This window comes from Desulfosporosinus hippei DSM 8344, assembly GCF_900100785.1.
GTDB lineage: Bacteria > Bacillota > Desulfitobacteriia > Desulfitobacteriales > Desulfitobacteriaceae > Desulfosporosinus > Desulfosporosinus hippei.
In genome coordinates this window covers 1-25,564 of the sequence record NZ_FNCP01000034.1, presented here as the reverse complement: position 1 = coordinate 25,564, position 25,564 = coordinate 1, and the positions used below count along the sequence as shown (strand labels likewise).

Annotated in this window: 24 protein-coding genes and 2 pseudogenes; 7 read left to right on the top strand and 19 right to left on the bottom strand. The window is 42.8% G+C overall.

Annotated features, from left to right (window positions below; translation table 11 throughout):
• Positions 1-227 precede the first annotated feature (227 nt).
• The 5 genes from BLS16_RS20575 (at position 228) to BLS16_RS20555 (ending at position 5,310) form a co-directional block, all read left to right on the top strand.
• Positions 228-914, top strand: a complete 687-nt coding sequence (locus BLS16_RS20575) for a response regulator transcription factor (RefSeq protein WP_092335502.1) — start codon at positions 228-230, stop codon at positions 912-914.
• Positions 907-2,202 (top strand): sensor histidine kinase, encoded by a 1,296-nt coding sequence (locus tag BLS16_RS20570; RefSeq protein ID WP_092335501.1) that lies wholly within the window; start codon positions 907-909, stop codon positions 2,200-2,202. The genes BLS16_RS20575 and BLS16_RS20570 overlap by 8 nt, the downstream gene beginning before the upstream one ends.
• Positions 2,203-2,373: 171 nt before the next feature.
• Positions 2,374-3,405, top strand: coding sequence for an efflux RND transporter periplasmic adaptor subunit (locus BLS16_RS20565; protein WP_092335500.1), 1,032 nt, complete (start codon positions 2,374-2,376; stop codon positions 3,403-3,405).
• Positions 3,406-3,468: 63 nt separating this feature from the next.
• A complete protein-coding gene (locus BLS16_RS20560) occupies positions 3,469-4,143 on the top strand; it encodes an ABC transporter ATP-binding protein (protein ID WP_092335499.1) in 675 nt (224 codons plus the stop codon).
• 3 nt (positions 4,144-4,146) lie between these two features.
• On the top strand, positions 4,147-5,310 hold the full coding sequence (locus tag BLS16_RS20555; RefSeq protein ID WP_092335498.1) for an ABC transporter permease: 1,164 nt from the start codon (positions 4,147-4,149) through the stop codon (positions 5,308-5,310).
• Positions 5,311-6,121: 811 nt separating this feature from the next.
• Here BLS16_RS20555 and BLS16_RS20550 read toward each other — a convergent pair.
• The 9 genes and pseudogenes from BLS16_RS20550 to BLS16_RS20510 form a co-directional block, all read right to left on the bottom strand.
• Entirely contained in the window at positions 6,122-6,601 is a 480-nt protein-coding gene (locus tag BLS16_RS20550; protein WP_092335497.1) for a hypothetical protein, read from the bottom strand.
• Between the two features lie 438 nt (positions 6,602-7,039).
• Positions 7,040-8,482, bottom strand: a complete 1,443-nt coding sequence (gene pdxR / locus BLS16_RS20545) for a MocR-like pyridoxine biosynthesis transcription factor PdxR (protein ID WP_092335496.1) — start codon at positions 8,480-8,482, stop codon at positions 7,040-7,042.
• A gap of 195 nt (positions 8,483-8,677) precedes the next feature.
• Positions 8,678-9,382, bottom strand: coding sequence for a vitamin B12 dependent methionine synthase (locus tag BLS16_RS20540; RefSeq protein ID WP_242876388.1), 705 nt, complete (start codon positions 9,380-9,382; stop codon positions 8,678-8,680).
• 62 nt (positions 9,383-9,444) lie between these two features.
• Positions 9,445-9,774, bottom strand: a complete 330-nt coding sequence (pylSn, locus tag BLS16_RS20535) for a pyrrolysine--tRNA(Pyl) ligase small subunit (protein ID WP_092335516.1) — start codon at positions 9,772-9,774, stop codon at positions 9,445-9,447.
• A 3-nt stretch (positions 9,775-9,777) separates the two neighbouring features.
• Positions 9,778-10,593, bottom strand: coding sequence for a 3-methylornithyl-N6-L-lysine dehydrogenase PylD (gene pylD, locus BLS16_RS20530; RefSeq protein ID WP_092335494.1), 816 nt, complete (start codon positions 10,591-10,593; stop codon positions 9,778-9,780).
• Positions 10,594-10,611: 18 nt separating this feature from the next.
• Positions 10,612-11,757, bottom strand: coding sequence for a 3-methylornithine--L-lysine ligase PylC (gene pylC / locus BLS16_RS20525; RefSeq protein ID WP_092335493.1), 1,146 nt, complete (start codon positions 11,755-11,757; stop codon positions 10,612-10,614).
• Between the two features lie 12 nt (positions 11,758-11,769).
• On the bottom strand, positions 11,770-12,858 hold the full coding sequence (gene pylB / locus BLS16_RS20520) for a methylornithine synthase PylB (RefSeq protein WP_092335492.1): 1,089 nt from the start codon (positions 12,856-12,858) through the stop codon (positions 11,770-11,772).
• A gap of 413 nt (positions 12,859-13,271) precedes the next feature.
• Positions 13,272-14,663: pseudogene (locus BLS16_RS24445) on the bottom strand (monomethylamine:corrinoid methyltransferase).
• Between the two features lie 3 nt (positions 14,664-14,666).
• Positions 14,667-15,326, bottom strand: a complete 660-nt coding sequence (locus BLS16_RS20510) for a cobalamin B12-binding domain-containing protein (RefSeq protein WP_092335491.1) — start codon at positions 15,324-15,326, stop codon at positions 14,667-14,669.
• Between the two features lie 525 nt (positions 15,327-15,851).
• Here BLS16_RS20510 and BLS16_RS20505 point away from each other — a divergent pair.
• Positions 15,852-17,228, top strand: coding sequence for a uroporphyrinogen decarboxylase family protein (locus BLS16_RS20505; RefSeq protein WP_092335490.1), 1,377 nt, complete (start codon positions 15,852-15,854; stop codon positions 17,226-17,228).
• Between the two features lie 41 nt (positions 17,229-17,269).
• Complete coding sequence (locus BLS16_RS20500; protein WP_092335489.1) at positions 17,270-18,187, top strand: CobW family GTP-binding protein; 918 nt, start codon at positions 17,270-17,272, stop codon at positions 18,185-18,187.
• A gap of 146 nt (positions 18,188-18,333) precedes the next feature.
• Here BLS16_RS20500 and BLS16_RS20495 read toward each other — a convergent pair whose 3' ends face one another.
• The 10 genes and pseudogenes from BLS16_RS20495 to BLS16_RS24090 all read right to left on the bottom strand — a co-directional run.
• The gene (locus BLS16_RS20495; protein ID WP_092335488.1) at positions 18,334-18,999 is read right to left on the bottom strand and encodes an acetate uptake transporter; all 666 of its coding nucleotides are present in this window, start codon (positions 18,997-18,999) and stop codon (positions 18,334-18,336) included.
• Between the two features lie 486 nt (positions 19,000-19,485).
• Positions 19,486-20,004 carry a PadR family transcriptional regulator gene (locus tag BLS16_RS20490; RefSeq protein WP_092335487.1) on the bottom strand — a complete coding sequence of 173 codons (519 nt, stop codon included), beginning with the start codon at positions 20,002-20,004 and terminating at the stop codon, positions 19,486-19,488.
• 11 nt (positions 20,005-20,015) lie between these two features.
• On the bottom strand, positions 20,016-20,843 hold the full coding sequence (locus BLS16_RS20485; protein ID WP_092335486.1) for a sialate O-acetylesterase: 828 nt from the start codon (positions 20,841-20,843) through the stop codon (positions 20,016-20,018).
• A 477-nt stretch (positions 20,844-21,320) separates the two neighbouring features.
• Complete coding sequence (locus tag BLS16_RS20480) at positions 21,321-21,962, bottom strand: class I SAM-dependent methyltransferase (RefSeq protein ID WP_092335485.1); 642 nt, start codon at positions 21,960-21,962, stop codon at positions 21,321-21,323.
• A 191-nt stretch (positions 21,963-22,153) separates the two neighbouring features.
• Positions 22,154-22,603 carry a MarR family winged helix-turn-helix transcriptional regulator gene (locus BLS16_RS20475; protein WP_092335484.1) on the bottom strand — a complete coding sequence of 150 codons (450 nt, stop codon included), beginning with the start codon at positions 22,601-22,603 and terminating at the stop codon, positions 22,154-22,156.
• Between the two features lie 144 nt (positions 22,604-22,747).
• Positions 22,748-23,022: pseudogene (locus BLS16_RS24440) on the bottom strand (CtkA family protein); the annotation flags it as partial.
• A gap of 267 nt (positions 23,023-23,289) precedes the next feature.
• A complete protein-coding gene (locus BLS16_RS24095; RefSeq protein WP_207649784.1) occupies positions 23,290-23,445 on the bottom strand; it encodes a hypothetical protein in 156 nt (51 codons plus the stop codon).
• 120 nt (positions 23,446-23,565) lie between these two features.
• Complete coding sequence (locus BLS16_RS20465; RefSeq protein WP_092335483.1) at positions 23,566-24,828, bottom strand: beta-propeller fold lactonase family protein; 1,263 nt, start codon at positions 24,826-24,828, stop codon at positions 23,566-23,568.
• Positions 24,829-25,010: 182 nt separating this feature from the next.
• On the bottom strand, positions 25,011-25,175 hold the full coding sequence (locus BLS16_RS23865) for a ParB N-terminal domain-containing protein (protein WP_176786245.1): 165 nt from the start codon (positions 25,173-25,175) through the stop codon (positions 25,011-25,013).
• A gap of 169 nt (positions 25,176-25,344) precedes the next feature.
• The coding region (locus BLS16_RS24090; RefSeq protein ID WP_207649780.1) for a hypothetical protein at positions 25,345-25,564 on the bottom strand (220 nt) is incomplete at its 5' end.

The window sequence follows — 25,564 nt, the reverse complement described above, 5'->3', positions numbered from 1 at the left end:
GAATATGGCTACTATTAACAATGCAAGTATCCACACTTTTGAAGTCGGTAAATATACATCGAAATCAATGGTTTGACTATGGTTGATGCTAAAGTGCTAACGGCCGACCAGAATTGTCCCTTCAATTCGAATACCAATGAGAATAATTTCCACTCAACCGCGCATGCTATACAAAACATTTTGAAAGCAAAGTAGCCGGTTTAATATCGGTGCGGGAGAAATAGCCTATGCGCGTACTTGTTGTCGAAGACGACCGCGTTCTATCCAATACTATATGTGGGAGTCTGGGCAGTGTGTTTGACTATGACCAGGCTTTTGACGGCGAGGAAGGCCTGTATTTGGCAGAACAGGATATTTATGACGTTATCATTCTTGATGTCATGATGCCCAAAATGGATGGCTACCAGGTTCTGTCTGAGCTAAAGGAAAAAAGTGTTTCCACGCCGGTCCTCTTGCTGACGGCCAAAGACAGTATCGATGATAAGGTGAAGGGCTTTAAGCTGGGAGCGGATGATTACCTGGTCAAGCCCTTTTACCGCCAGGAACTGCTGGTGAGACTAGAGTCACTGATCCGGCGCTCCGGGGGCGCTTTAAAAGAAAATACCCTCAGCTTTCGCGACCTCACTTTAAATCTAAGCAACCGAAAGGCCTCAATCGGTCAAGAGGAATTATCGTTTGCCGGGAAGCAGTTTGATGTCCTGGAATACCTGGTCCGTAACAAAAACAGCATAGTGCTGAAGAAGCAGATTTTCGACAGGATTTGGGGGTTTGATTCGGATACCACGCTGACCGTTGTGGATGTCTATACCAGCAACATCCGCAAAAACCTGCAAAAATGCGGCTATGATAAATACATCAAAACGATCCGGGGACTGGGATATATGATGACAGACAACGGGGATGCCGATGAGTGAACCGAATATTATCCGCAAACAACAGTTAAAAAATATGCTCTATAACTTGGTGGCCTTTGCGCTTATCTTTACCGCGTTCGGTTTGATCGTTTTCAATCAGGTGCGGCTTTCCCTCTATTCCAAGCTGGATAGTGAGCTGACCGTGTCACAGAAGACGATGGAAAATCTATTGCAAAACCAGACCATTGACTCGGTGCAAAAGCCCACGCCGGAAAACAGGCCGAGCGGCGATAATTTAATTGACCCCAGGAGCCCGAGAGTAATCCCCATCTTGAGGGACCTGGAAGGCCGGATCATTAACTTCGGCAGTGTCAACGATGTTTATTATACACAGTACCTGCAATTCTTGTCTTTTAACCAAGAAGAACTGAATAAAATAGTTTCTTTAAAAATCCAAAACCAGTACGATTTCCGGAGTCTGCTAGTTTTCCTGCAAACTTCAAAGAACGAAAAGATGTATCTGCAGCTGCTGATTAACGCGGACAGCGAAAACGCTTTAGTGCAGCAAATGTCTTATATTATAGCGGTCTCCATCGTCTTATTCACCGCTTTATCCATCTTGGCCAGCTATATTTTATCTCAAAAGGCGATGAGGCCGGTTAAAAAAGCATGGCAAAAGCAGGTGGAATTCGTGGAAAACGTCTCGCATGAACTGCGAACCCCCCTGACCATCATCCAAAATTCCCTGGAAAACCTGTTGATTGCGCCTGAACAAAAAATCATTAGTCATTCCGAAACCTTGGCCATGGTTTTAAACGAGATTTCTCGGCTGTCCAGGCTGGTAACCGATATGCTGACCCTGGCCCGCTCGGACGGCACCATGACAGAGTTGTCCCCGCAACTTTTTTCGCTGGACATGCTGGTCAAACAGGTCAGCGAACCCTACCTTGAACTCGCTGAAAGCCAGCAGAAGGACTTTCAGCTGGATCTGAACTACCCGGGCAATATCCGGGCCGATAAGAGCCGGATCCACCAATTGCTGGTCATCCTTTTCGACAACGCCCTGAAGTATACCGGTCCGTCAGACCGGATTATGGTGCAAACCGAATTGAAAGAGAATAAGGCCTATCTTAACGTGGCCGACACGGGGATTGGCATCAGTGAGGCAGCCCGGGAGAAGATCTTCGACCGTTTTTACCGGGAAGACAGGGCCAGGGCCCACGACAGAAACGGAACGGGCTTGGGTTTATCTATCGCTGCTTGGATTGTAGACAAACATAACGGCGTTATTAAAGTAAAGCCAAACCAACCAAAAGGTTCAGTCTTTATTGTCAAACTTCCGAAGTGAACTCGTTCAACTAACGTTGAGCATCGAGTCTTCGGTAGATAAAAGATTTCCATTATTTAACTATCGTTTTTATGGTTATTTTAATACTCGCTTTATAATTGTTTAAGACTTCTTCCGTATAATTGCCCTTGTCAACATCGCAGCAAGCGAAAATGAAAGGGGCAATTTTTTATGAGTTTACAGAGTTCACCAAGAAAAAGTAAGAAAAAGACACTGGTTATCTTAAGCACCATTCTTCTCCTGGCCCTGGCGGGAGCCATAGCCGTTCCCCGTTATCTCAACGCTCAAAATACTAACAAAATAGACCCGAGCGCGGGCGAGACCCGAACGGTTACGGTGGGAACTCAGGATATCCGCAAAGTGATTTCCGGTTCGGGTCAAATCGTAACCGGCGACGAAGAGACGCTGACCCTCGACGAAGATAAGACGGTGGACGAAGTTCTGGTTGCAGTGGGAGAGGCCGTAAAAACAGGCCAAGCTTTAGTCACTTATACCAATGGGACGGAATTGGATTCCACGTGTAACGGTGTAGTGGGAACCATAGCCATCTCAGACAGCAGCGCAAGCAGTACAGGCAACGGGTCGAATTCCGGCAATGCTGCCGCCGACGACACCATCACCATTCAGAGTACTGATACCCTGGTTACCCAGCTCTCCGTAAATGAAACCGATCTCCAGAACCTAAAAATTGACCAGGCGGCGGAGATCACCATTAACGCCCTGACTGATACGACGTATACCGGAAAAGTGAGCAAAATCAGTGAAACTGGAACCTATGCCAACGGCAGCTCCACCTTTACCGTAACCATCACCCTGGATAAGACGGAGAATGTGAAAATTGGGATGTCAACTGATGTTGAAATTGTTACTGCCAGCGTGACAAGTGCTGTAGCTGTGCCCATTGAAGCGGTCAGCGGTTCCGGTGACAAAGCCGTCGTGACTGTCGTCAAGAGCGACGGTACCACAAGTGCTGTTTCCGTTAAACTTGGCCTGGCCAATGATGCCTATGTGCAGATTACCAGCGGCGTGGTTGCCGGCGATACTATCCAATATACGGTGAAGACCAGTGCTGCCTCAGGAAATGCAGGCGGATTCGGCGGCTTTGGCAGCGGCGGCACGGGTATGCAGGGTATGGGGGAAAATATGCCGGAGCGCAGCGGCAACAGTGGCAATCAACCCTCCAGAGCAAACCAAGCCCAGTAGTATGTCAACCAGAATCCCAGAATCCTAAAATCCCCTTAATCTACCGAGAGGAGTGACGAACGCATGATTGAAATGAAAAATGTATCCAAGACCTATATGATCGGAGATACCGAAGTCAAGGCTCTGGACCAGATCCATTTTCAGATCGGCAAAGGTGAATTTGTCGCCATCGTCGGTCCGTCCGGATCCGGTAAATCTACGCTGATGAACATGCTGGGCTGTCTGGATGTCCCTGACGAAGGGGAATATTTTCTGGACGGTATCGATATCAATAATTCTTCAGATAACGATCTTGCCCAAATCAGGAATACGAAAATCGGCTTTGTCTTTCAGAACTTTAATCTCCTGTCCAAGCTGAATGCCTTGGAAAATGTCGAAGTGCCTATGATGTACAAGGGGGTGTCGGCCGGAGAATCCAAACGCTTAGCGTCTGCCTATCTGGAAAGAGTCGGCTTACAAGACAGAGGGAAGCATACCCCCAAAGAGCTTTCGGGCGGGCAGCAGCAGCGCGTGGCCATTGCCCGGGCCTTATCCTGCGAACCCCAGATTATCCTAGCCGATGAACCCACCGGCGCCCTTGACCAGAAAACAGGACGGGAGATCATTTGCCTGCTTAAAGAACTCAACGCCCAAGGGCAAACGATTATTCTGATTACCCACGATAACAATATCGCCCAGCAGGCCAACCGGCAGATCTGTATTATCGACGGACAAATTTCTGAGGAACCGAGGTTATAAGAAATGAAAATAATGCGGACCATCAGACTGGCATTGAAAAACATCAGGAGTAACAAACTGCGCTCCGCGCTCACCATGCTTGGCCTCATCATCGGAATTTCCTCGGTCATTGTGTTGGTGGGCATCGGAACGGGAGCAACCACGAACATCACTTCCGAAGTGGCCTCTCTGGGAACGGATATTCTGACCGTCTCCGTTAACACCGATCAGGGTTTAACCTTGGACGAGGTGAGTGAACTGTCTGAACTGTCGGGTATCAAGCAAGCCGCTCCCTTTGCCAATGTCAGTGCCACCGTCTCTAAAGGTGCTTCGACAGGCAGTATGCTCTCCGTCCTCGGGGTTGATGGGAATTACCTGGACGTCAGGAATTATACCCTGTCCGCAGGCCGTGAGATATCCTTCATCGACCTGGATAATCAGAGCAAGGTCTGTATCATCGGCGCCGACGTCAGCCAGGACTTATTTAACAATGAAAACCCGGTTGACCAGACAATTAAAATCGGCGGGGACAATTATACGGTCATCGGAACCTTGACGGAACAGGGTTCCTCAATGGGGACCAACGCCGACAGTATGGTGCTGATGCCGGTTACCACCGCCCAATCTCTTGCGGGAAGCGGTGATATCAAATCACTGTATGTTCAAACCGAGAATGAAGATGCGGTCAATTTCACCCAGCTGGCGACCGAGAATTATCTGAAAACCACGCTGGACGCTTCCAGTGACGAGATCAGCGTCACCACCCAGCAGTCCATGCTGGACACCATGAGCAGCGTTCAAGACACCCTGATTCTTCTCTTAGCCGGAATCGCCAGTATTTCGCTGCTCGTCGGGGGCATCGGCGTCATGAATGTCATGCTGGTTTCGGTCACCGAGCGAACAAAAGAAATCGGCATCAGAAAATCCCTGGGCGCACGCAAAAGCAATATTCTGGTTCAATTTCTTATCGAGGCCCTGATCCTCTGTCTCCTGGGCGGAATCACCGGAATTTTGCTTGGGTTAGGGGTTGGCAGCGCAGCCGAACTTTTAGGCTATACCTTCACTTACTCTCTTAATATAGTGGGGATTGCTTTCGGATTTGCTGCAGTCATCGGGCTGGTATTCGGAATTTTCCCGGCCTACCGGGCATCCTGCCTGAACCCGATTGAAGCTTTACGGATGGATTAAGATGTGACTATCTCTAACAAAAAAATAAAATCTTCTTCTCTATCCTAAATGTAACAGTTATATTTGTAACCTTGAAGCTAACCGATTCCGATATATAAAGGGGCGTCTTCTCTAAGCGGAGACGCTCTTTCTTTTGTCCGTGCCAAGCGGCAGATACAGCCGGATTGCACAACCAACAGATACAAGAGGTCAATTGTGTTTCTTTTGAGGCAAGCTATTTTCTCAACGCCAGATATATTAAGAGGGGGTCTTTTCCCAATTTTCTTAAATACGCAAAATTCTCTTCCTTTACGCGAAATTGTATACTTTTGAGTAAAAGTAAGACCCCCTTAAATAAAAATTCCCGTGAAACTCTCCCCCACAGGAACATACAACACACTGCAATATTCTCTTGAAAACGCCGGACCCGCTTGATATCAGGCTATTCCCTCTCTATCAAAACGCAACACTCAACGTGACCTGTCTCTGTGACATAAAAATGTAGCTAAAAACTTACATCGAATTAACGCCAACGTGCCTTGTGACAATAAAAAGAATATTCCTTTTGTGTTGAAAAGAAATATTCTTTTTATTAACCTATTTCAGACATACCAATAAGCCCCCCGATGTTTCGGAGTTAACCTTCAGCAATAATTCCATAATTCTCGCTCCATGCAAATATTTCCTGCATAAATCGATATTTACCAATAGGGATATCACTCATTCCAAAATCTCCAGGTCCATTTTTCAAGTAGAAACCAAACAGATACCGCCTTACCTGTTAACCCCTAGACGTCTTTGTCATCAATTTGCCATTACCAATCGTATCTTGTTACATAAGTCCAACTGCTTCATATGAGCACCTATCGAGAATACTTGATTTTTTGTTAGCAGTGTCAACAAATAATTTAGCCATCTTAAGTGCAGATTCCAGCGTATCGAAAAGTAGTAAAGTGTACCGAAACAATACTTTATTGTTTACCTGTTGAATAACATGGGGAATTCCGCTTTCCATTGCTAGTGACCTTAGCACAGGCTTTCTGCCTACTCTCATTAAGATGCTCAGAGCCTCTAACGAAACACATTTACATGGCATGCCAGATGCTATGGCTATCTGCATGTTGCATTTACTGGGAATTGCCGCATTTATATCGTTCGTATAGTTTTTGTGCTCATCTTCCCATTCCTTAGACATTTCTCTGAACAGGTCGCTAACCCCCTCTACTCCAAGAGTGTATTTACCAATAAATAGCTCAGGCATGTTCTCGGATTCAAAAGTGGTTACACCAATCATTATATTTCTTTTAGCCACTCACTTTCACTCCTTTATATAATATTTTATACAAGAATGGAGAGCTTACTATTTTGTCAATTGAATCACCGCTATCTAATTGATGTTGGTGAATTCTATATATTCTGTATATTATGTATATTCTAACTATACACTAACTTGATATAACTCAGAAATACAAATGCTCAATCATGCTGTTAATAAATGATATACCTACTTCTAATATTTGGATTATATCTACTATCCGGTCTTTACGTGCATTTGTTTAAAAGATTAATTTTAATAGTAACCGCCAAGCCAAGTCTATGAAATAATCCGAGAAAGACAAAAAAGGCCAGACCGTCCAAAACGATCTTACCTTATTTATTCAATACTTATCCCAGGTCAACTTTAGGCATGCCCAAATAACTACAGTAAAAATTAGCTAATTACTGAATATGTTCCGGTAGTTGAGTATCACTACACAGTGTTGCCCTCATTACTAGTTACCGCGCGAAAAGTTTCAATAACTTCCTTCAATGCACAAGCAAACTCGATGCAAGCTCCTTCTAGATCTTCTTCTGGTATAGAATTAAACCCAAAGAGGAAGATGTTTTCCGGTGCTTTTTGCTGGTTCCGCCAATAGACTTTCGTCCCATAAATTCCAAAGCCTCTTAATCTCATCTTCGTGATCAAACCTTCTTGACTCGTGCATCCCGGAATTTGTATTAAGGTATGAGTACCTGCCGGCGCTGGGAAAATCTTAACGATACCTGCCAGATGTTCTTTTATCACCCGGTTAAATATTCCGTATTTTCTTCTGTTGGACAGCGACATCTTGCGTACATGTCTTTCGAGATGTCCATCTCTGATAAAATAGGCCAATGCCTTCTGATTATAAGTCGGAAGCGCCGAATAATAATACTTGTATCTATCTTCATATATTTCCATTAGTTTGTATGGCAGGACAAAATACGCACACCGAAGAGATGGGGAGAGAACCTTCGATAAGGTGCTCAAATAAATCACATTCTGCCCAGTGCTCAAAGACTGAATAGAGGGAAGGGGTTTTTCTCCATATAAAAATTCATTGTCATAATCATTTTCAATAATATAGGCCCGATTTTTTTGCGCCCATTCTAAAATCTGTAAACGTTTTGTCAAGGATGTAGTGACTCCGGTAGGAAATTGATGGGATGGCGTTAAGTAAAGTAGATCACACATGGAGTTTTCTAGGACATCAATATCGATTCCCAGATCGGTCATGGAAAGGGATTTGATGGAGTATCCTTTATTAGTAACTATTCTTTGCATTCCAATAAAGCTGGGATCTTCCACACCTATCGTATATACTTTCTCGTGCAATATATCGGTAATAATATCCATAGCATATTGTGTGCCGGCGGAAATGACGATTTGCTCCCAACTGCATTTTACCCCCCGGCTGTTATTGATGTAATCGCACAGACTTTTCCGTAATTCTACATTTCCTTTGTTGCATTCGTAGGTGATTTTCGCGGAACAGGATTCCTCCAACATTGCGTCCTGCATATACTTTCTCCACTTCGTCCAGGGAAAAAAACTTGACTCAATGCTCTCATAATTGAAATCATACTTCAGCGGAAGAATAGACTCTCGTACTACCTCTTTTTGTCCCTCTCTATATAACACGCTCGATCTCGGTAAAGTTAACAAGTTCTCCACATAATAGCCGCTTCCCTGAACCGACCGGATATATCCTTCCGCCAGTAGCTGCTGATATGCCCTGCTCACGGTATTGATGCTGATGTGCAGTTCTTCCGACAATACCCGAATCGGCTTAAGAGCGTCGTTTGTTTTGAGATCACTTTGTATAATACTCTGCCGTAACGTCTCAAATAATTGTTCATACAAAAACGGTCCATTCTTATCCAGCAAGAGCATGGAAATCCCCCTCTTTCCCATTCCGGATATAAAAAAAATAACGCTCTTCTAGGAATAGGTTAAGCCTACCCAGGAAGAGCGCCGTTGCTCAGAGAAAATATCTTACGAATAAGTCATTCATAAAGCACGATGCATTTCTTCAATTAACTTACCATCACAATATATGAGGATTTTTCCCTTGTCAATAGTTTTGAACTATTGAATATTGTATTTTGCCAGCTTTCTTCCCGCCTTACAGTACATACAGGTTTTTCCTGAGGATAAGCAGTTCTCGCAATCATTTCCGACGAAGTTTTGTCGGCTGTTTGTGACCAGAAAGAACCCAGCATAACTCTTTGTGGGCGACATAAAACCACTGTCGAGCAATTTTAAACTGATTTTCTCGCCATCCAATATGGCAAAAAATTGTTCCAACTGTGATACATCCATACCGAAAAATCCCGGTCCAAAATTATCTGAAACATATCTGTCTGTATTGCAACTTAATCCCTGCAAATATTGTCTTAATATTTCTTGCCCGGCGTCCATATAAGCGTTTTGCCACATATCATAGTAAACTTGATTCAGAATACTGGCTTCGCTCAAACCTAGTTCTCCAACTGTTAACAGGTAGATGTATATTCCCTCAATTTCCTCGCTGGGAATCTGAGCAAGCGCATTGCAAATAAAAAGCTTTCCGTCCAGCAGCATATTTATTCCATCAACACAAGTTTTTTCGTATTCTGAGATCAGGGCCTTAATTTCCAGCTGATGGTACACATCATTCAAACTTCTTAATGATCTGTCAATTATTTTCTGGGGTACAGGTTTTCCCCTGTTATACCCGCACATGTCTTTAAAATTCTTTTCGGCGATTTCCTTTCCTTGATCCTTATCTAAAGAAATTATATGGTTTTTCATACCTACCTTCTCCGTCAATCGGTTTTTTTGAATTTCCGTAAATTCTATACTCATACCCTCACCTATCTTCTGGCATCCGTAAATACCGTCTGGGAATATTTCATGAGTTTCCATTCCGGAATCTTGCACTTTTTACAGGGATTTTTATACCAACGATTGCGCAGCCATCTTGCGCTCCGGCAATTTTTCGAATCCCACACGACAAAGGATTCTCCACAGTGTGTTGTTACCACCATGGTTTTACTTCTGTTTTCTATTGATTTTACGCCGTGAAGCATTCCGGACCGGGACGGCCATAGTTTGACCTTATTGATCAAGAGGAATAGCCTCTGATTTTTGAAGATATACCTTACGACTTTTTGTTTTTTAGCTTCCTTTATCTTTTGATCCATATCTTAATCCTCTAACTGTTTCATACAATCAAAATACATGGTTATGATGCCAATCTCCAAGGGATTATGGATTACCATGGCTTTTTCTCTGGCTGCAGCCGTCGCTCCGCAGGGCATACCTGGTGCCGCAATGATTGTTTTTTCGGTGACGTCTTCTTCCGTAATAAAATCCCCCGTAGTACCGGCATCGATGATATAGGTAAACTGCCGGATTGGAGCCGGCGAAGAAACCCAGGCGGATTGATCTAAAGTTGCGGCCAAGGAAGCCGCTTTGTTATCGTCCAAATCGCAGATCACCGGTATCCCCTGTTGTTCTGCGATGTAATGGGCCGCTGCTTCTCCCACCGGGCCGGCTCCGATTATCAGCACCCGTTCCTGCAGCGGATTTATCCCCTGTTTCCTCATAGCCTCGATGATTGCCGCTGCAAAGCCCCTTCCCGTAGACCAGCTATTGTCGGAGTGCACGGCACTCCCAATCCCCAAGGCCGCGCACACGTAATCGTCGGCCAGAAATGCGATTCCGCATTGTGACAGATAGGCTTGTTGGAGACCGGCAACGTCGGTTTTCTCCGCAATCAAGGTTTCCACTCGGAGATGACGAAGAATGGCTCCCACCGCTTGTGAGTATCCGGTGATCATGCCCAGTCCGCTCGTAACGGAAATGACTGCGGTCTTGACTCTCTTTGTATTTTCCCTTAAACCCACCGCTTTTTGAGCAATTTCCTCCATGGTACAGCCTGTTTGTCTGATAAACAGATCTTCATAATCCTGAAGTTGTGTTTCAATCAAATCAATATCAGATTCCAGCAGTCTCGACATACCTCCGAACTCCTTTCATCATTCAATATACTCCCAGTCCTCGATTCCCAACTCTTTCTTCAATTGTTGAATAAACTTAAGAAATGTTTCCTGGGCTTGCTGTTCGGTTTCCCCGGTAACGATAATAATTCCTTTCCAGTCCCTGCTGCCTTCTTCATAGTCGGTGATGGCTTCTGTGCAGCCAAAGAATTGTTTGCGAACCTTCAATTGGCGGCAAGAGCCAATGATATGTTCTCCTGTGACTTTAATTATTCCGTCACAAACCTGTATCTGCTGGTACAGACAAACCTGTTTTGCCGGAAGAATCCGGATGCTCTCGGGGTTTCCTAATGCCAGCGCGGTCATCATTTCCACCATATTCATCCCCGTTGAATGATATACGCTGATCGGGGTCTGGCTTGGCAGCCTGGCATCGATTTCTAGTATTTTCAGTTTTCCCGCCTGGCTGATCACTTCAATGTCGAAGATGCCCTTAATTTTCAGAATTTCCGCAAGCCTTTGACCGATCTCCAGCATCTCTTGCTTTTCCTGCCCTGCCAGATTGGCAGGAGCAACGATTCGTTTGCAGTCATAGTCCTCGTCTACTATAACTTCTGTAATCTGAGGAAAATAAAAACGTTTCCCGTCCCCGATCACTTCCAGAGAATAAGAGGCACCCTCCACATATTCCTGAATGACAGTATCAATGTTTTTATGGGTTTCCAGGTATTCTTCTACCTCGTGACGACAATAAGCCTTCTTTACATGCTTGCTGCCACTTTCCTCGTCCGGCTTCAAAATAACAGGGAATCCACAATCTGGGTATATTGCGGGTATCGGCAGTCGGTTTTTTTGAAAAAGTTCAAGGGAGAGATGTTTGGAACGGGAAATATTGTAGGCATTAACATCAAACATGATTCTAGTGCCCGTTTTCCGTCCGTACTCCTCCACTTTGGTAATGACTTCATGATCCTCGATTGCCGGCAGCACGACATCCGCTTTCAAAAACAGCGGGAGCAGCTCTTCTTCATCAAAGACCTCCGCTTTGATGAATTCGTCTGCCAGGTCTCTGCCGGGAGCATCCCCATTGTGATCCAAAGCCGTAACCTGATACCCGGCCTTTTTGGCCAGATATATCCCCTCAACTCCTTGCAATTTTGCACCGATGACCAGTATCTTTATCATGAAATCCCCACCTTAACCGCGAATATAATCCCCTGCACATTTTCTGGCGGCAGGCTTATCAATAGTTCTTCTGTCTGCAACCCAACGGCTATATTCCTGGGCCGTGGCATTCTCTAAATTACATTTCTTCAATGTATTCTGAATCCCCGCTACCGTACGGAAGCCCTCATCAATGTCATTTTTACAGTTTGCCACCCCCGCGAACCCCTGCCTCGGCGGAATGATAGAGGTCACGATGTTTGCCCCAGCCATCAGTCGCTTTTCAAGGCCGCCCAAGCCTTCTACATCCAAGGATGCCGGGATCAATACATCCGGAAATAGCAGCCTCATAACTGCGATATTCAGCAGTTCGTTTTGATATCCCTGATTCCCCACACCTGCAAAGGGTGCTCCTTCTTGCGGGACAAAGGTCATAGTCCTTATTTGCCTTGCTCCCAGTTTTTTCATTTCTCTGAAGGAATGAACCCTGTCCTCTAACGTGTCACCGATTCCGGTCAGCAAGCCTTCCTCAATGAGCATCCCCAGATCTCGGGCATATCCTTTGGCAATCATCCGTTTTTCGTAACTTTGCCCTTGCCGCAGCTGTTCAAACAAGGTTCGTTGATGTGTCTCCTGATACAACGCATACCAATCGGCCCCCGCCCCCTCAATCAGCTCTAAACCCTGCTCGTCCAACACTCCCGGTGATACCATGATAGGCAGACCGGTTGCGTCTTTTACGGCTTTCACAATTGAGGCCAGTCTCTCCGGATGCTCTGTATAAAACCTATCGTCTCCCGTCGTCAAATCAATCAAATGCACTCCGGACTTCTTTAATTCCAAAGCTATGTTAACCACTTCCGGCAATGTTTTGCGATACCGAGGAGAATTCAAGTTTTCTTTCCTGAAATAACAAAAGGTGCAGCTGTTCTGACAGTAGGTTGAAAAATAGACGAAACTATAGAGAAAGACTTTATTCCCGAATACGGCTTGCCGAACCTTTCTTGCTGCCGCAAAAATCCGTTCCATTTCACTTTCATCCCGACATCTCAATAGGTAGACAATTTCCTCGAAGGATATTTGATTTCCTTGATGGCATTTCCTGAGTATTGTTTCAAGCATTCCGTAAGCCTCCTGCTTAACTTTTTCTTTCCTGTATCTTTAATCTTGTGCCAAAAGGCAGAAAAACAAGCGAACATAACATATGCACCATCCCCAAACGTATGAATTTAGATATACATTTTTGAAATAAAAAAATATAGGAATCCGCAAGTGCTAAACATACTTCAACGAGACATACCCGAATGTTTAGACTTTCAGACACCTATATACCGAAATGCATTATGGCGAAGAGTCCCGGAGTCGCACCCGGCTGTACGGATTTAGAGTCCGTAAGATCACTACGATCCACCCTCCATATAGTCATCTGCCAACAGTCCGCCGATCGAACTTAAGGACCACTCTGTGTCAATAAGCGTAAAATCCACAGGCTGCCGACAGATTAATACAGTAATAGTAGTTATGCCTGATTGAAATTAATCATTCCAATATGTCAGGCCTAAATCAGTCATAATTTTAACAGCTTCATCGTAAACCTGGATATATTCCTCCGTCGGAACCAGTTTCTTTACATCATAGCATTCCTGGAAGGTTTTCCCCTCAGGTGCCGTTTTATAATCCTTTTCATATAAGGAAACAAGTTTATCCAACAGAATGTTTACTTCATGAAGATCCATTCCCGCAACTGCATGGGCTACCTCACCCATGAAACGTGCTTCCATGGCTGTAAAGAGATCGGTGACAACTCCTTTACCGGAAGCGACACCGGACAAGATCTCTCGTCCGCTGACTGTATCCGTAATAGCCTGAGCTGCCGTCTCCAGTAAGCACATGACTGTGCAGGGACCTGCTAATGTGTAATACTGATTTCCCAAGATCAGATGGGTATTCTCTTCAATGGCACGAGCTGCGTGGCCAGCAACGGCAAGAGCCTCTCTCGTCGTTGTTATGCCCCAGCGCACGTGCACCGGCCCATCCAGATGCCAGGTGGCCTGTAACATTACAAATGAGTTTAAAGTTGTAGCGACATCAACGATGGTGGTCTCTTCCAGGCCACCTGCGTATCCGCCGAAGATAGGCATCTGTTCTACCATTACGATTACACCAGCTGTAGCGTAATGTGCTCCAACAACCAACGCACCTACGTCGATTTTGAGCTCATTCAGCTGAGAAACCTCATGGGAATCAGATGGCCTCATGCCGCCTTCAAAGTCAGCAGATATGACCCCTGCGGCACTTAATGATGTCTCATTGCCCTACGTTCCCATGCCTTTGCGTCCGGCTCTGAGCTGTGCCTCGCGCACTTGTATAGCCTCTGATCGTACAGCCAGTATCTCCCAGGGAGAACCGGGGGACGGGTCCTTACCCATGACAGTCTGCAGCACACCGTCAACCATCGCATCTATGATTCGTTCTTGGGCATAGGACTGATGGATTGCCAGGAACAGTTCCTCAGAACAGGGAGAGCCTGTTGGGCCACCCTGAATAACGGGAGCTTTCGGCGAATTATAACTCCTTGGCACCACATTTATGGCCTCTTTGCCTTCACCGTAAGTGAAATGGTCCGGTGCGGCTTTAATGGCATGAAGCACCTCATCCTTTGTGTACTTGATTACCCGCCCGGTATCCATGCAGTAAACTCCACACTCAACCAGCATCTCCAAACCTGCATTAAACAGCTTGTCGATAAGTTCTTTGTCCTCCGGAATAATTGTTTTTTTGTCCATCTTTATTCCGTACTTATCTTTCAATTTTCGGGCGGTCTGCGGTATTAATTTGAAATCCCAATCTTTTTCTTCCATTTTGGGCCCGCTCTTGGCCCGATCATATACGTCAAACACCGTAACGTTTTTCCCTATGGCCTTCATTAATTAGGCACCTCTTTTCTTGGCAATCAAGTCTTTAGCCATGGCAGCTACCTCTGCGGCAGTATCGGTGTAACCGTCTGCTCCGATTTCACTACACCACTTTGCTGATACGGGAGCGCCTCCGAACATGACGATGTATTTATCACGAATTCCGTCTTCCTTGAGAGTATTGATAATTTCCTTCATCGACGCCATTGTTGTCGTCATAAGAGCGGAACCGCAGATAAGATCTACACCGTATTCTTCAGCCTTTTTGATTACTAAAGGAACCGGCACATCACGTCCAAGGTCAAATACTTCAAAGTTGTTTGCCGACAACATGACACTTACTATGTTCTTGCCAATATCGTGAATATCGCCCTGCACTGTGTGAATAATAACTTTTCCACTGGAAGATTTGTGTTTCTCCTCGACAGACAGTGCACTTGTCAAAATATTGATTGCGGTTTCGAAGGCCTCGGAAGCCATCATTAAATCAGGAACAAAAGCTTCGCCTACATCGAACAAATCACCCATAACCGCCATGCCTTTCGAGAGCCCCGAGCTGATACACTCCAACGGATCAAGGCCTGCTGCAATTGCCTCATTAGCTGCTTCTTCTGCTAAATCGGTATCCATTTCCACAATCGATTTTTTGAGTTTAGCATAAATCTCTTCGCTCAAGTGTGTTTCTCCTCCTTTGGTAGAACTTTCTTTTGCCTAGAATACTGACTCATTACAGACATGCTAACGATATGATTGATTTGGCACAAGATTGTTTAACAGCGATCAATTCTCCCAAAAGCGATAATTGACAACAAAAAAAGGAGTCATAAGTATTTGCGACCCCATTGTCTGCTTAGCACTACGTCTCGTCCGTCTCATGTGCCGAATCTATATGCAAATTATAAGATACCGTTCCTCAGCATCAAAGATACAATTTCAGAATTTTTTCGGGATACAATTCCCTTTGCTATATTTGGACGATTTCAACGCCGAAGAAATTGTATCCTGAAAATCCTTTCAAATTGTAGCTTCACAATTTTTAGACCATGATTTATACTTCTTTAAAATCAACAAGTAACTCATCACAGCAAAGACAAAGACGCTTTACCAGCTTAGCGGAAGCGTCTCTTTGTATACATTGCCCTTGCATTTGACCCGGGGTTTGGTGGATGAATCATTTCAAAACGTCAGGAGGATACAAAAATGGGTAAAGAATTGCTAATGAAGGTGTTGAATCACGAGGATACTAACGGACAGCTTCCCTGGATTCCTTTCGCGGGTGTCCATGCAGGAAAACTAAAAGGGTATTCAGGAAGAGAAGTCTTAACTGATTCCGCCAAATTGATCGAAAGTCTGCGGGAAGTATACAAGCTTTATCAACCGGACGGTATGCCAATTACCTTTGACTTGCAACTAGAAGCCGAAATTCTTGGTTGTGAGCTTATGTGGGCTGATTATAACCCTCCCTCTGTTGTGTCTCACCTGTTTGACAAGGAAAAAGGGATTCCCTGTAAATGCAAATTCCCGACACCGGAATCCGGACGGATACCCGTTGTCTTGGAAGCAATGCGCGTGATGAAAGAAGAAATTGGCAATGAAACCGCGCTTTACGGTTTGATCTGCGGACCATTGACACTGGCCTCCCATCTGCGCGGCAGCGACTTTTTTAAAGATATTAGAAAAGATCCTGATTACGTGGTACAGCTCACGTCCTTTTGTGCCGAGTATGCGCAGAAAATGGCCGACTTATATATCGAGGCCGGCATGGATGTGATCGCTGTAGTCGACCCGTTGGTCAGCCAGATTTCTCCGAAGGCATTTGCAAGTCTGATGCACGAGCCCTTCAAAGCTGTCTTTGATTATATCCGGCTAAAAGGCGTAAAGTCTTCCTTCTTTGTCTGCGGGAATGCTTCTTATCAAATAAAAGTGATGTGTGATACCTATCCGGATTCCATGGCGGTGGACGAAAACGTCGATATGGTTGCCGCCAAAGAGATTACGGATCAGTATAACATTGCGCTGAGTGGTAACATTCCCCTGACAACCACCATGCTTTTTGGTACCCAACAGGATAATATTAAGGGCGTTCTGGACTTGATGGACAGCATCGACAACAAACACAACCTTATAATCAGTCCCGGCTGTGATATGCCCTATGATGTGCCTCTGGAAAACACAGTTGCCTGTGCTTTGGCTGTCCATCATCCTGATGAGGCCCGTGCCATGGTTGTCGACTATTCCGCAAGCGACTTTGACCAGATTGAAATTGAGATTCCCAATTACTCAGGCATGGATAAAGTCTATATCGAACTGTTCACGCTGGATCCGGAACAATGTGCCGCTTGCACCTATATGGTGAAAAGTGTCACCGATATTTTTGATGAGATTAAAGATATGGCTGACTATATTGTATATAAGTATTTTATCAAAGAAGACATTGCCAGAACTGCTAAAATGGGACTGAAAAATCTTCCCACTATGTGCATTGACGGGGAAAGTGTGTACATTTCCATCATTCCCGATGGAGATGAATTGATCGCTGAGATAACCAAACGCTACAATGCTAAGCACAACAAATGAGAATGTGCCGATAAAATGTCAGAGAGAAAGAATGATGCTTTATGACACAACTGATCCTGCTTACAGGCTTTCTGGGTACGGGAAAAACCACGCTTATGGAGCGCTTGCTTCATTATTATAAGGACAGCCCTGTGGGGGTTATCGTCAACGAATTCGGCGAAATCAATATCGATGCCCGTTTGCTGGAAAAAGACGGGACTATTATGCGTGAGTTATCCAACGGCTCAATATTCTGCTCCTGCATCAAGGAGAACTTTATCAAGGCTCTTATCGATATGTCCTCCCCAAACTTCGAATATCTGTTTATCGAAGCATCCGGACTGGCGGATCCCGGTAACATGCAGCAGATTCTGGAGGTAATCGAGAAATACACTGTTCATCCGTACCACTATTCAGGTTCGATATGTGTTTTAGACGGCGAAGCTTTTCTCGAATTGAAGGATCTTCTTCCGGCAGTAGGGAACCAGTTGACCCAGGCGGGGGTTGTTCTTGTAAATAAAGAAGATCTGATTTCTCCCGTAATTAAGGACGAAATCCAGGCCGAAGTACGTAAGGCCAATATCCATGCCCCTATCTTTTTTACCAGTTACTGCAATATCAATATCAATACATTAGTGATGAATTTACAGCCCTCAAAATCGGCGAGCCAAGACTGCACCAATACCCCAGAAAACAGGCCACAGACATTTATCATCAAGGTACTACCTTCTGTTACGATCAACGAACTTCAGGGTTTTCTGAACTTCGTTGCGCCCTATACTTATCGTATAAAAGGTTTTGTAACTGTAGGAGATAGCAATTATTCTGTGAGCTGTGTGCGCTCTCATCTGATGATCATGCCATGGTCCAGGGATATTCCAGCTTCCGAAATAGTACTTATTTCCGCTGTTGGGATAGGCTTGACAGGGGCCATAGCTAAGGCAATAAAAATGAAGGCCCCCCAATCAATAAAGCTATGAAGAATATTACGCCTTACCTTTGCCGTGTGGCTTTGACTCGCTACAATTTGGTTAGCTAAACCTTGTTTTGGCGGGATTCCCACCCGCTAAAAAGATCGAGCAATGCTCGATCTTTTTATTTACACTAAAATTTTGATGCAATTATCTTAGACACCTTTAGTTCTAGCAACAGGAGCTGGAGCAGGAGCAGCTTTTTTTATCAGACCCATTGGTGCGCCCATAGGTAATATATCACGACCGTAGAAGTTCTTGAAAAATATTCCCCCGACAGAATAGAAACCAACTAAGGAGATCAAAAACTCTGTCCAGCCAGCGATTTGTGCATACAAAGCGATAGGACCCCATTTAAATGATACGCAAGCAAGGGTGATAAATAGAACGTCAATGAGAAGTAATATTATAATAAAAGGAACGTTGGTTTCGAAAGAAGCTACCGTAATAAACAGAGAGAAAATAAGATAACCAACAAATACGACACCCAACTGTTTAGGATCAGCTGCAGCTTTCATGCCTTCACCTAACATACCATTCAAAGTTGCCCAGGAAAAAGCCATTCCGACCCAGAAAAAGCCATAAGCACCTAAAACTGTGCCGCCAAATACGTTACCCTTTTTAAAGTCAATCAATGCAGCTATAATTTGAACAAGCCCTCCCAACAATGCAGCCCAAATAACCAGTAAACCTGTTGCTTTAGGATCAGTAAAGCTTAATTTAGAAGATGAAGCCACAAAACATATCAACGATAAACCCATAACTCCAAAGGCTGTAGGATCTGCACCTGTATAAGCTACTTTTACTTCTTGTACACTCATCAATTTTTCCTCCTTAATTTTAACTTGTAAGAGGTAATAGGTACTCGTACTAGGTAATAGGTAATAGGTAATAGGTAATAGGTAATAGGTAATATTAGAATAAATCCGCGTAAATCACTAAATTTATCAATTCCCCCCTCTCTAAAATGTTCTCTCCAGAGTACCTATATCATTATACCTCAAAATTACTGTTCTGAATATATAGAATTTTCTCTTTATTTTGCGCCAAACATTCACCTGTGCTATTAATGAAAGTGATTTTTGCATGGAGAGTTTTTCGGTGGTGCTAATATGTACCGACTCAATTATCCCATTTCTATAGGGCTTCCTTTGGCTACTTGGGGTCATTGGAATTTGTAAAAGATGATCATAATTAGATGACTTAAAATCTTTACAGGACGGCTTTGGCCGTCCTGCTTTTAATTTCTTTTTCAATATTAGAATGGACATTTAACGCTTGAGCTAGTTTACATGTAGGTTGAAAAATTATAGACAATCCCCATCCTTTAAGAGCGAAGTAAACCATTCTAAATTTACCAAATGGTGCGAAACCGAGTTCTCTAACATCTTTCTAAAATGTATTGGGAGTTGATGTTCACTTTCCAAGGCATCCTTTAATAATCGAATTTTTGCTTCAGTCTGCTCAATTTGTATTTTAATAAGCTTGATCATATTATCGCTTTTGTACTCCTTTGCAAATAAAAGCGCGGCATAAAAGGACAGGTTAACATACTCTGTTTTTGTACCGTACTGGTACATCAACTTTTCAAACTCGGCTTTCCCAATTTCCGTGATAACATAATGGTGACTTTCCCGACTTTGTTCCGATTGAATAACCTGCTGTATTAAATTTTTTTCTTCTAGCTGCTGAAGATTATAGTAAAATGAACCCTTCGTGAAATTTACGATATATTTGTAGTGTCTTTCATCCATTTGTGCCAGGAGCTCGTATCCGTTTGATCCTGGATTTTGTATTAATAGTCCTAAAATCAGCAATGGAATCATAACTATCCTCACTATTCGTTGATAAGTTCTTCATAAGAAATTTTTCCAAGTGCAAATTCCATTTGTTTCACAAACATCAATTCAGTTGGTGTTTGGATTCTAGCGATAAATCTATCCAAAAGCTCAACTTCATGGCTTAGTGGTGCCAAAACATGAGTTTTTTTATCAAAGGCTTCAAAGTAGCGCAGACCAAAATATCTTTGAGATAATGAATTCACATGAATACCATCTGGATTCGCTGTCAGCCCCTGCGCAGACACAAAATAACAATGTGCTTGCTCAAAAGCAAATTTTTGTAAGCAAGCGTTTATACGATCATACTCGACGCAGTACTGCCCGAATCCTGTTTTACCTAAATAGTCTCCTAAGCCGCCAATAATGAAGGGTATTTCTGGAACATTAAGGATATCTCTGAGGTTTTGTACGATTACCGATAACTTGTCATAATACACTTTGTATTTGCCATCTGAACTATCACTTTCTCCTTGATGCCACAAAATACCTGTCAAGGTGCTATGCTTCATAGCAAATTTGGCTTCGCTGACGGCATGCTGAAAAAGCTCGCCATCAACAGACCAGTCATCTAGGGAGCTTCCTCCTTCGGCACATGGTATTAGGCCAATCGTATCTTCCGGATACTTTGAACACCATGCATCTGCAAATGATGCCGCCAAACTTACACCGGAAACAGGACGATCATAGTTTACAGGTTCTATCATCATTTGCCATCTGCCATTGCGCAACATTTGGATACGTTCGTTTATAATTAGGGGCACATCATTCAAAAAGCCTCTACCGGCCATATTAGATTGACCTATCATCAAAAAAGATTTAATCATCATGCCCTCCATTCCAAGCAATTACTCTAAATCAGTAGCAATTACTTATCTTAAGACATATAGTCCAATTAGACTACCATATTGATTATAGTCTAATTAGACTATATGTCAACAAAATTACTACTTACATTTATTTGCAAATTAAACGATTTTATAAGTCCCTTTTTAATACAATTTTTTCACTTACTCATAGGGATACCTATTAAGTATCGCAGCGAAAGACCCATAAAACGCAAAATGCACCGCTTCAAGCGATGCTTCATTTGCCCTAAAAGCCTGCAATTGACAAGTTCTATGCATTTTTAATAGGCAAAAGGCCCTGGAAGGTGAAAGAATGCGCTCTTCTGGTGTGTGGTGGCGGGACGGACTTAAGCACGTATGACGGCTTTGTCAAATCCTATAAGACGATGGCAGATTTCCTGAAGTGGAAGGACAGCGGCGTAATTATCGTACCTGAACTTCACGATAAAGACGAGATTAACATCTTTCTATTGGCTGCTTTTCGCCATAGGCAATAAAAATGCTTATACTCGCGTTATCACAACCAAGTTTAGAACTTGCGCAACAATTTCCACCTACACAGTCAATAGAGACGTTCTTCAAACCTGCTTTTAGTAACCATTGTTTTACATCTTCACGCATAAAACCCATCCATCGGTCATGATGTTCCTTTCTCAAAAATTCGAAATTGTGTTGATCTAAATCAGTGAGAACCAACTTTCCTTCTGGCTTTAAGATACGTACCATTTCTTTAATTGCTATAAAGGGGTCTTCCACATGATGTAAATACATATTAGCCATGGCATAGTCTACTGTATCATTATCTATGGGCAACTTTTCGGCTTCTCCCTGGCGGTAATCAATAGTATTAATATCTGCAAATTTTTGTTTCATTTGATTTAGCATTGCTTCAGAACAGTCAACTGCAATAACCCTTAAACCATTATGAATCAAACCTTCTGCGAGATATCCAGTTCCAGTTCCTATATCTGCAGCTAATTTTCCTTCTTCAACTGCGGCAAGACTATAAGCTTTCTGTCTTGCTGCATCAGAAAAGAAACCTTGGCTCATTGTATCCCATTGATTGGCTACTTCTGCGAAATAAGCTTTACTCCCCATATAACAACCTACTTTCTAACAACAGAACTTATACTTCTTTTTAATACTCTGTTTGCATTCCATGTTACAAAAGTCATTCATTACTTTTTCTCTGTTATCTGTACCAAGAAGTTCCATGATAGCAATAGCTGTAATAAATAGAATTATGAACAATAAAACAGACAACATAAGAAAACCTTCCCTTCCATAACTCAATTTCTTAATTGTTCGTTTATCCCTACGGCTTCAAGTAATATCTGTAAGCTTTCAAGTACTTGCTGTTTTTTATCTTCAGGAATTGAATTATATACCTTCTTAAAATATTGATTCATTTCCTCTTCAATACCTTTAAATAGTTTATCCCCGTTTTCAGAAAGTGAAATTGTTACATACCTCCTGTCTTGCGGGTCAATCTCTCGTTTAACCAATTCATTCGTTACTAAATTATTAACCGTCCGACTCATAGTACTGTTTTCAAGGTTCAATTGTTCAGCCAGTTCGTTTAAAGAAATATCTTTTATACGACCGATTTCAACCAAAGCGTGGCACTGTGCCATTGATATTCCGCAACACGAATACTGATTGTCCTCCAAAACACCCAGCTTTCTTTCCAGTAGTCTAATCATTTCCCGCAACTGCATTGAAGGATCTGAAAAGTTCATAACATTCACCTCTTGCAACTATTGTATCATGTAATAGTTCGCAATTGCAACTATTTGTTAAGGTTTTTTGACCCTTCCTTCCCCGCGCTAAAATTACGAGGAAACACATAATTTTTTATCCATAACCGCAACGCAACATATAGTGGCCACTACCACTTTTTCCTTCCCCCGTGGATCAGTATAGGTACCGAACAGGGTCTGCTGGGTTTTGAATCCGAGGGATGCAAAGATATAGAGGCAAGATATTCACTGATACATCCGTTGGTGTAACTCATGGTTTTATTGCGGCTTGGGACAGGCGGGAATTTAAGCATATAGCTATTGCCCTCATAAAGAATATTGATTTTATTCCCATTTGCCCCACCGTAAGCTCTCAATTTATTTACTTTACACAATGTAAAATCAATTATTAATACCATCCTGCCCCCCCTGTGCCCAGATATTTTACACGCAGATAGCTTGCCTGTTCCTCAGTAATTAAGCCAGCCCAAAGGTCGGCATTAATGGCTCCATGTAGTAACAACATAAGCCAGGGGCCTTTCGTTGAAAAAATATTTACTCCCCTATATTTTATATAAAACCATTTGCACGTCTGTAACTCAAACTTAAGGTATCAACTTGCCATTAACCTCACTCTGGCATCGAAAGATAAGCATTCGGTTTCCAGCAAGCTTTTCCTCATTCTTTTATGTCACTTTATCTACTATAAATACCTTGTCGTCGAGCTTATAGTTCGATTGGAAGAGTAGTTGATTCGTAATCAGCTTGCGGGTTCGATTCCCATCACCAGCTCCATCTAATGCAACCAAAGTTGGTTGTTTTTTTATTATGCGGTTCTTCAAATGATATTGTTAATCACTCCTCTAAAATAGAAAAACAGGCCTAATGGCCTGCTTCATTTATTGCTCTATATTACCAATCACAACATATACATTTAGTGGGTCGTTTTACAGAGCCTCCTGCTAAGGATTGACACCTATTGAAAATGGACGCATTCCTACCGTTACGGTAGCAATCACCGTATTGGTTACTCCGTCAATTACGGAAACAGTATTATCGTCCTGATTTGTTACATAAATTCGATTAGTTAATGAATTGGCTCCTACTCCATTTGGATTATCTCCGACAGTAATAGTATCAATCACAGTGTTTGTTAATCCGCTAATCACGGAAACATTATCCGTATCTCGATTTGGTACGTAAATAGCATTCGTAAACGAATTAACTCCCACTTCTGCCGGAGTAGTTCCGACAGGAATGTTATCAATCACAGTATTGGTTACTCCATCAATCACGGAAACAGTATTACTAGTGAAATTTGATACATAAATTCGGTTAGTAGCTGGATTAACCCCTACTCTGAATGGATTTACTTGGACCGGAATATTAGTAATTACTGTATTGTTTTCTCCATCAATTACAGAAACGATATCACTATTAAAATTTGCTACATAAATTCGATTAGTTAATGGATTGACTCCTATTCCAGTTGGAAAGGGATTACCTCCGGCAGGAATAACGGTAGCAAACACGGTATTGTTCAACCCGTTAATCACGGTAACATCATTACTATTAAAATTTGCTGTATAAATGGCATTGGTAGCTATATTTACCCCTGCGTCCCCTGGTCCATCCACGACTGGAACGGTAGCAATCACCGTATTAGTTACTCCATCAATTACAGAAACACTATTACCATTTACATTCGCTACATAAATACGATTGGTTAATGGATTAACATCAACTCCTGCTGGATTAACTCCAACTGGAATGGTAGCGATCACCGTATTAGTTGCACCATCAATGACAGAAACATCGTTACTATTAAAATTTGATACATAAATTCGATTGATAGATATTTCTTCGGGGATTCCATTAGGCTTTATTGGATCAAGTTCTGCAGGTACTAAACGATGAGCTGCGACCAAATTCCCAGATGCATCTTTCCCCCATGCAGAGATCTCAACAGCCTCAGAGCTGGCGAGGAATTGAAATTCAAACTCATCAAACTGAGCAAAATAGATTCTTGCTGCTACCTCACCAGGAGCCAAAGTTAATAATTCTAAGACATACAACATTTTCGTGGTCCCTGTCACGAAAAACCCTTCAATTTGAACACTAGCAGCAATTGAGTCATCATTGGTGATTTTTACGGTAAACGTTGATGTTGGTCTTACACCTGTGACCGGGGTATTTTCGATCAGTCCAGTAGTTAATGATGCCATTCCCCTACTCCTCTACGTTATATTTGTATAAACTGTTTGTTAATACATATTAATCTTCTTAAATATTTGCTCGATATAATTACTGAGAGTATTGAAGTCGTTATAATGCCAGAATTTCGTTTATCAAATAAACTCGTTACTGACTAAGCTGTTGATTTCTGCCAAATATATATGCTTATATATTATATTGGCCATGCTATGTTTGGGTTACTCCATTGAAGTTCCCTATAAAAATTTTCGATACTCCTTCGGATTTTCTCATACTCTACGTCGCCGATCTTCAGGTCTTTGCGAGGATTGTATTTTGCCGCTTTCAATTGTTCGGCTGGTATTTTCTGAATATACATGTTTTCCTCCAACGAAATAAGGAGCCTCTTTCGAAGCTCCTAAAATAATTGTTATTTAACCTTTTACAGCCCAAACGTAGGAAAACTTACTATTGCTGACTTTTAATTTTTTAAATGTATCAAAAATTGAGTTATGATTTTTTATGGAGGTAGGGGGGTTCCTATACAATTACGCAAAATACAGCTTGCTGAGGTTCTTCGTTAGGAACTCGGTACGGTCGATGCGAACAAGCGGTAGTTTTGCTGCGCCCTCAATGACTGAGGTGAATAATAATTGTTGAGCCATAATATTCTCTCCTTGTAAGATAAATATAGGGTTCAGGTTACAAAACGAACCCGAACGTTCCTTGATAATTGACTCCAAATTGTTCAGATGAATTAGTTGACAC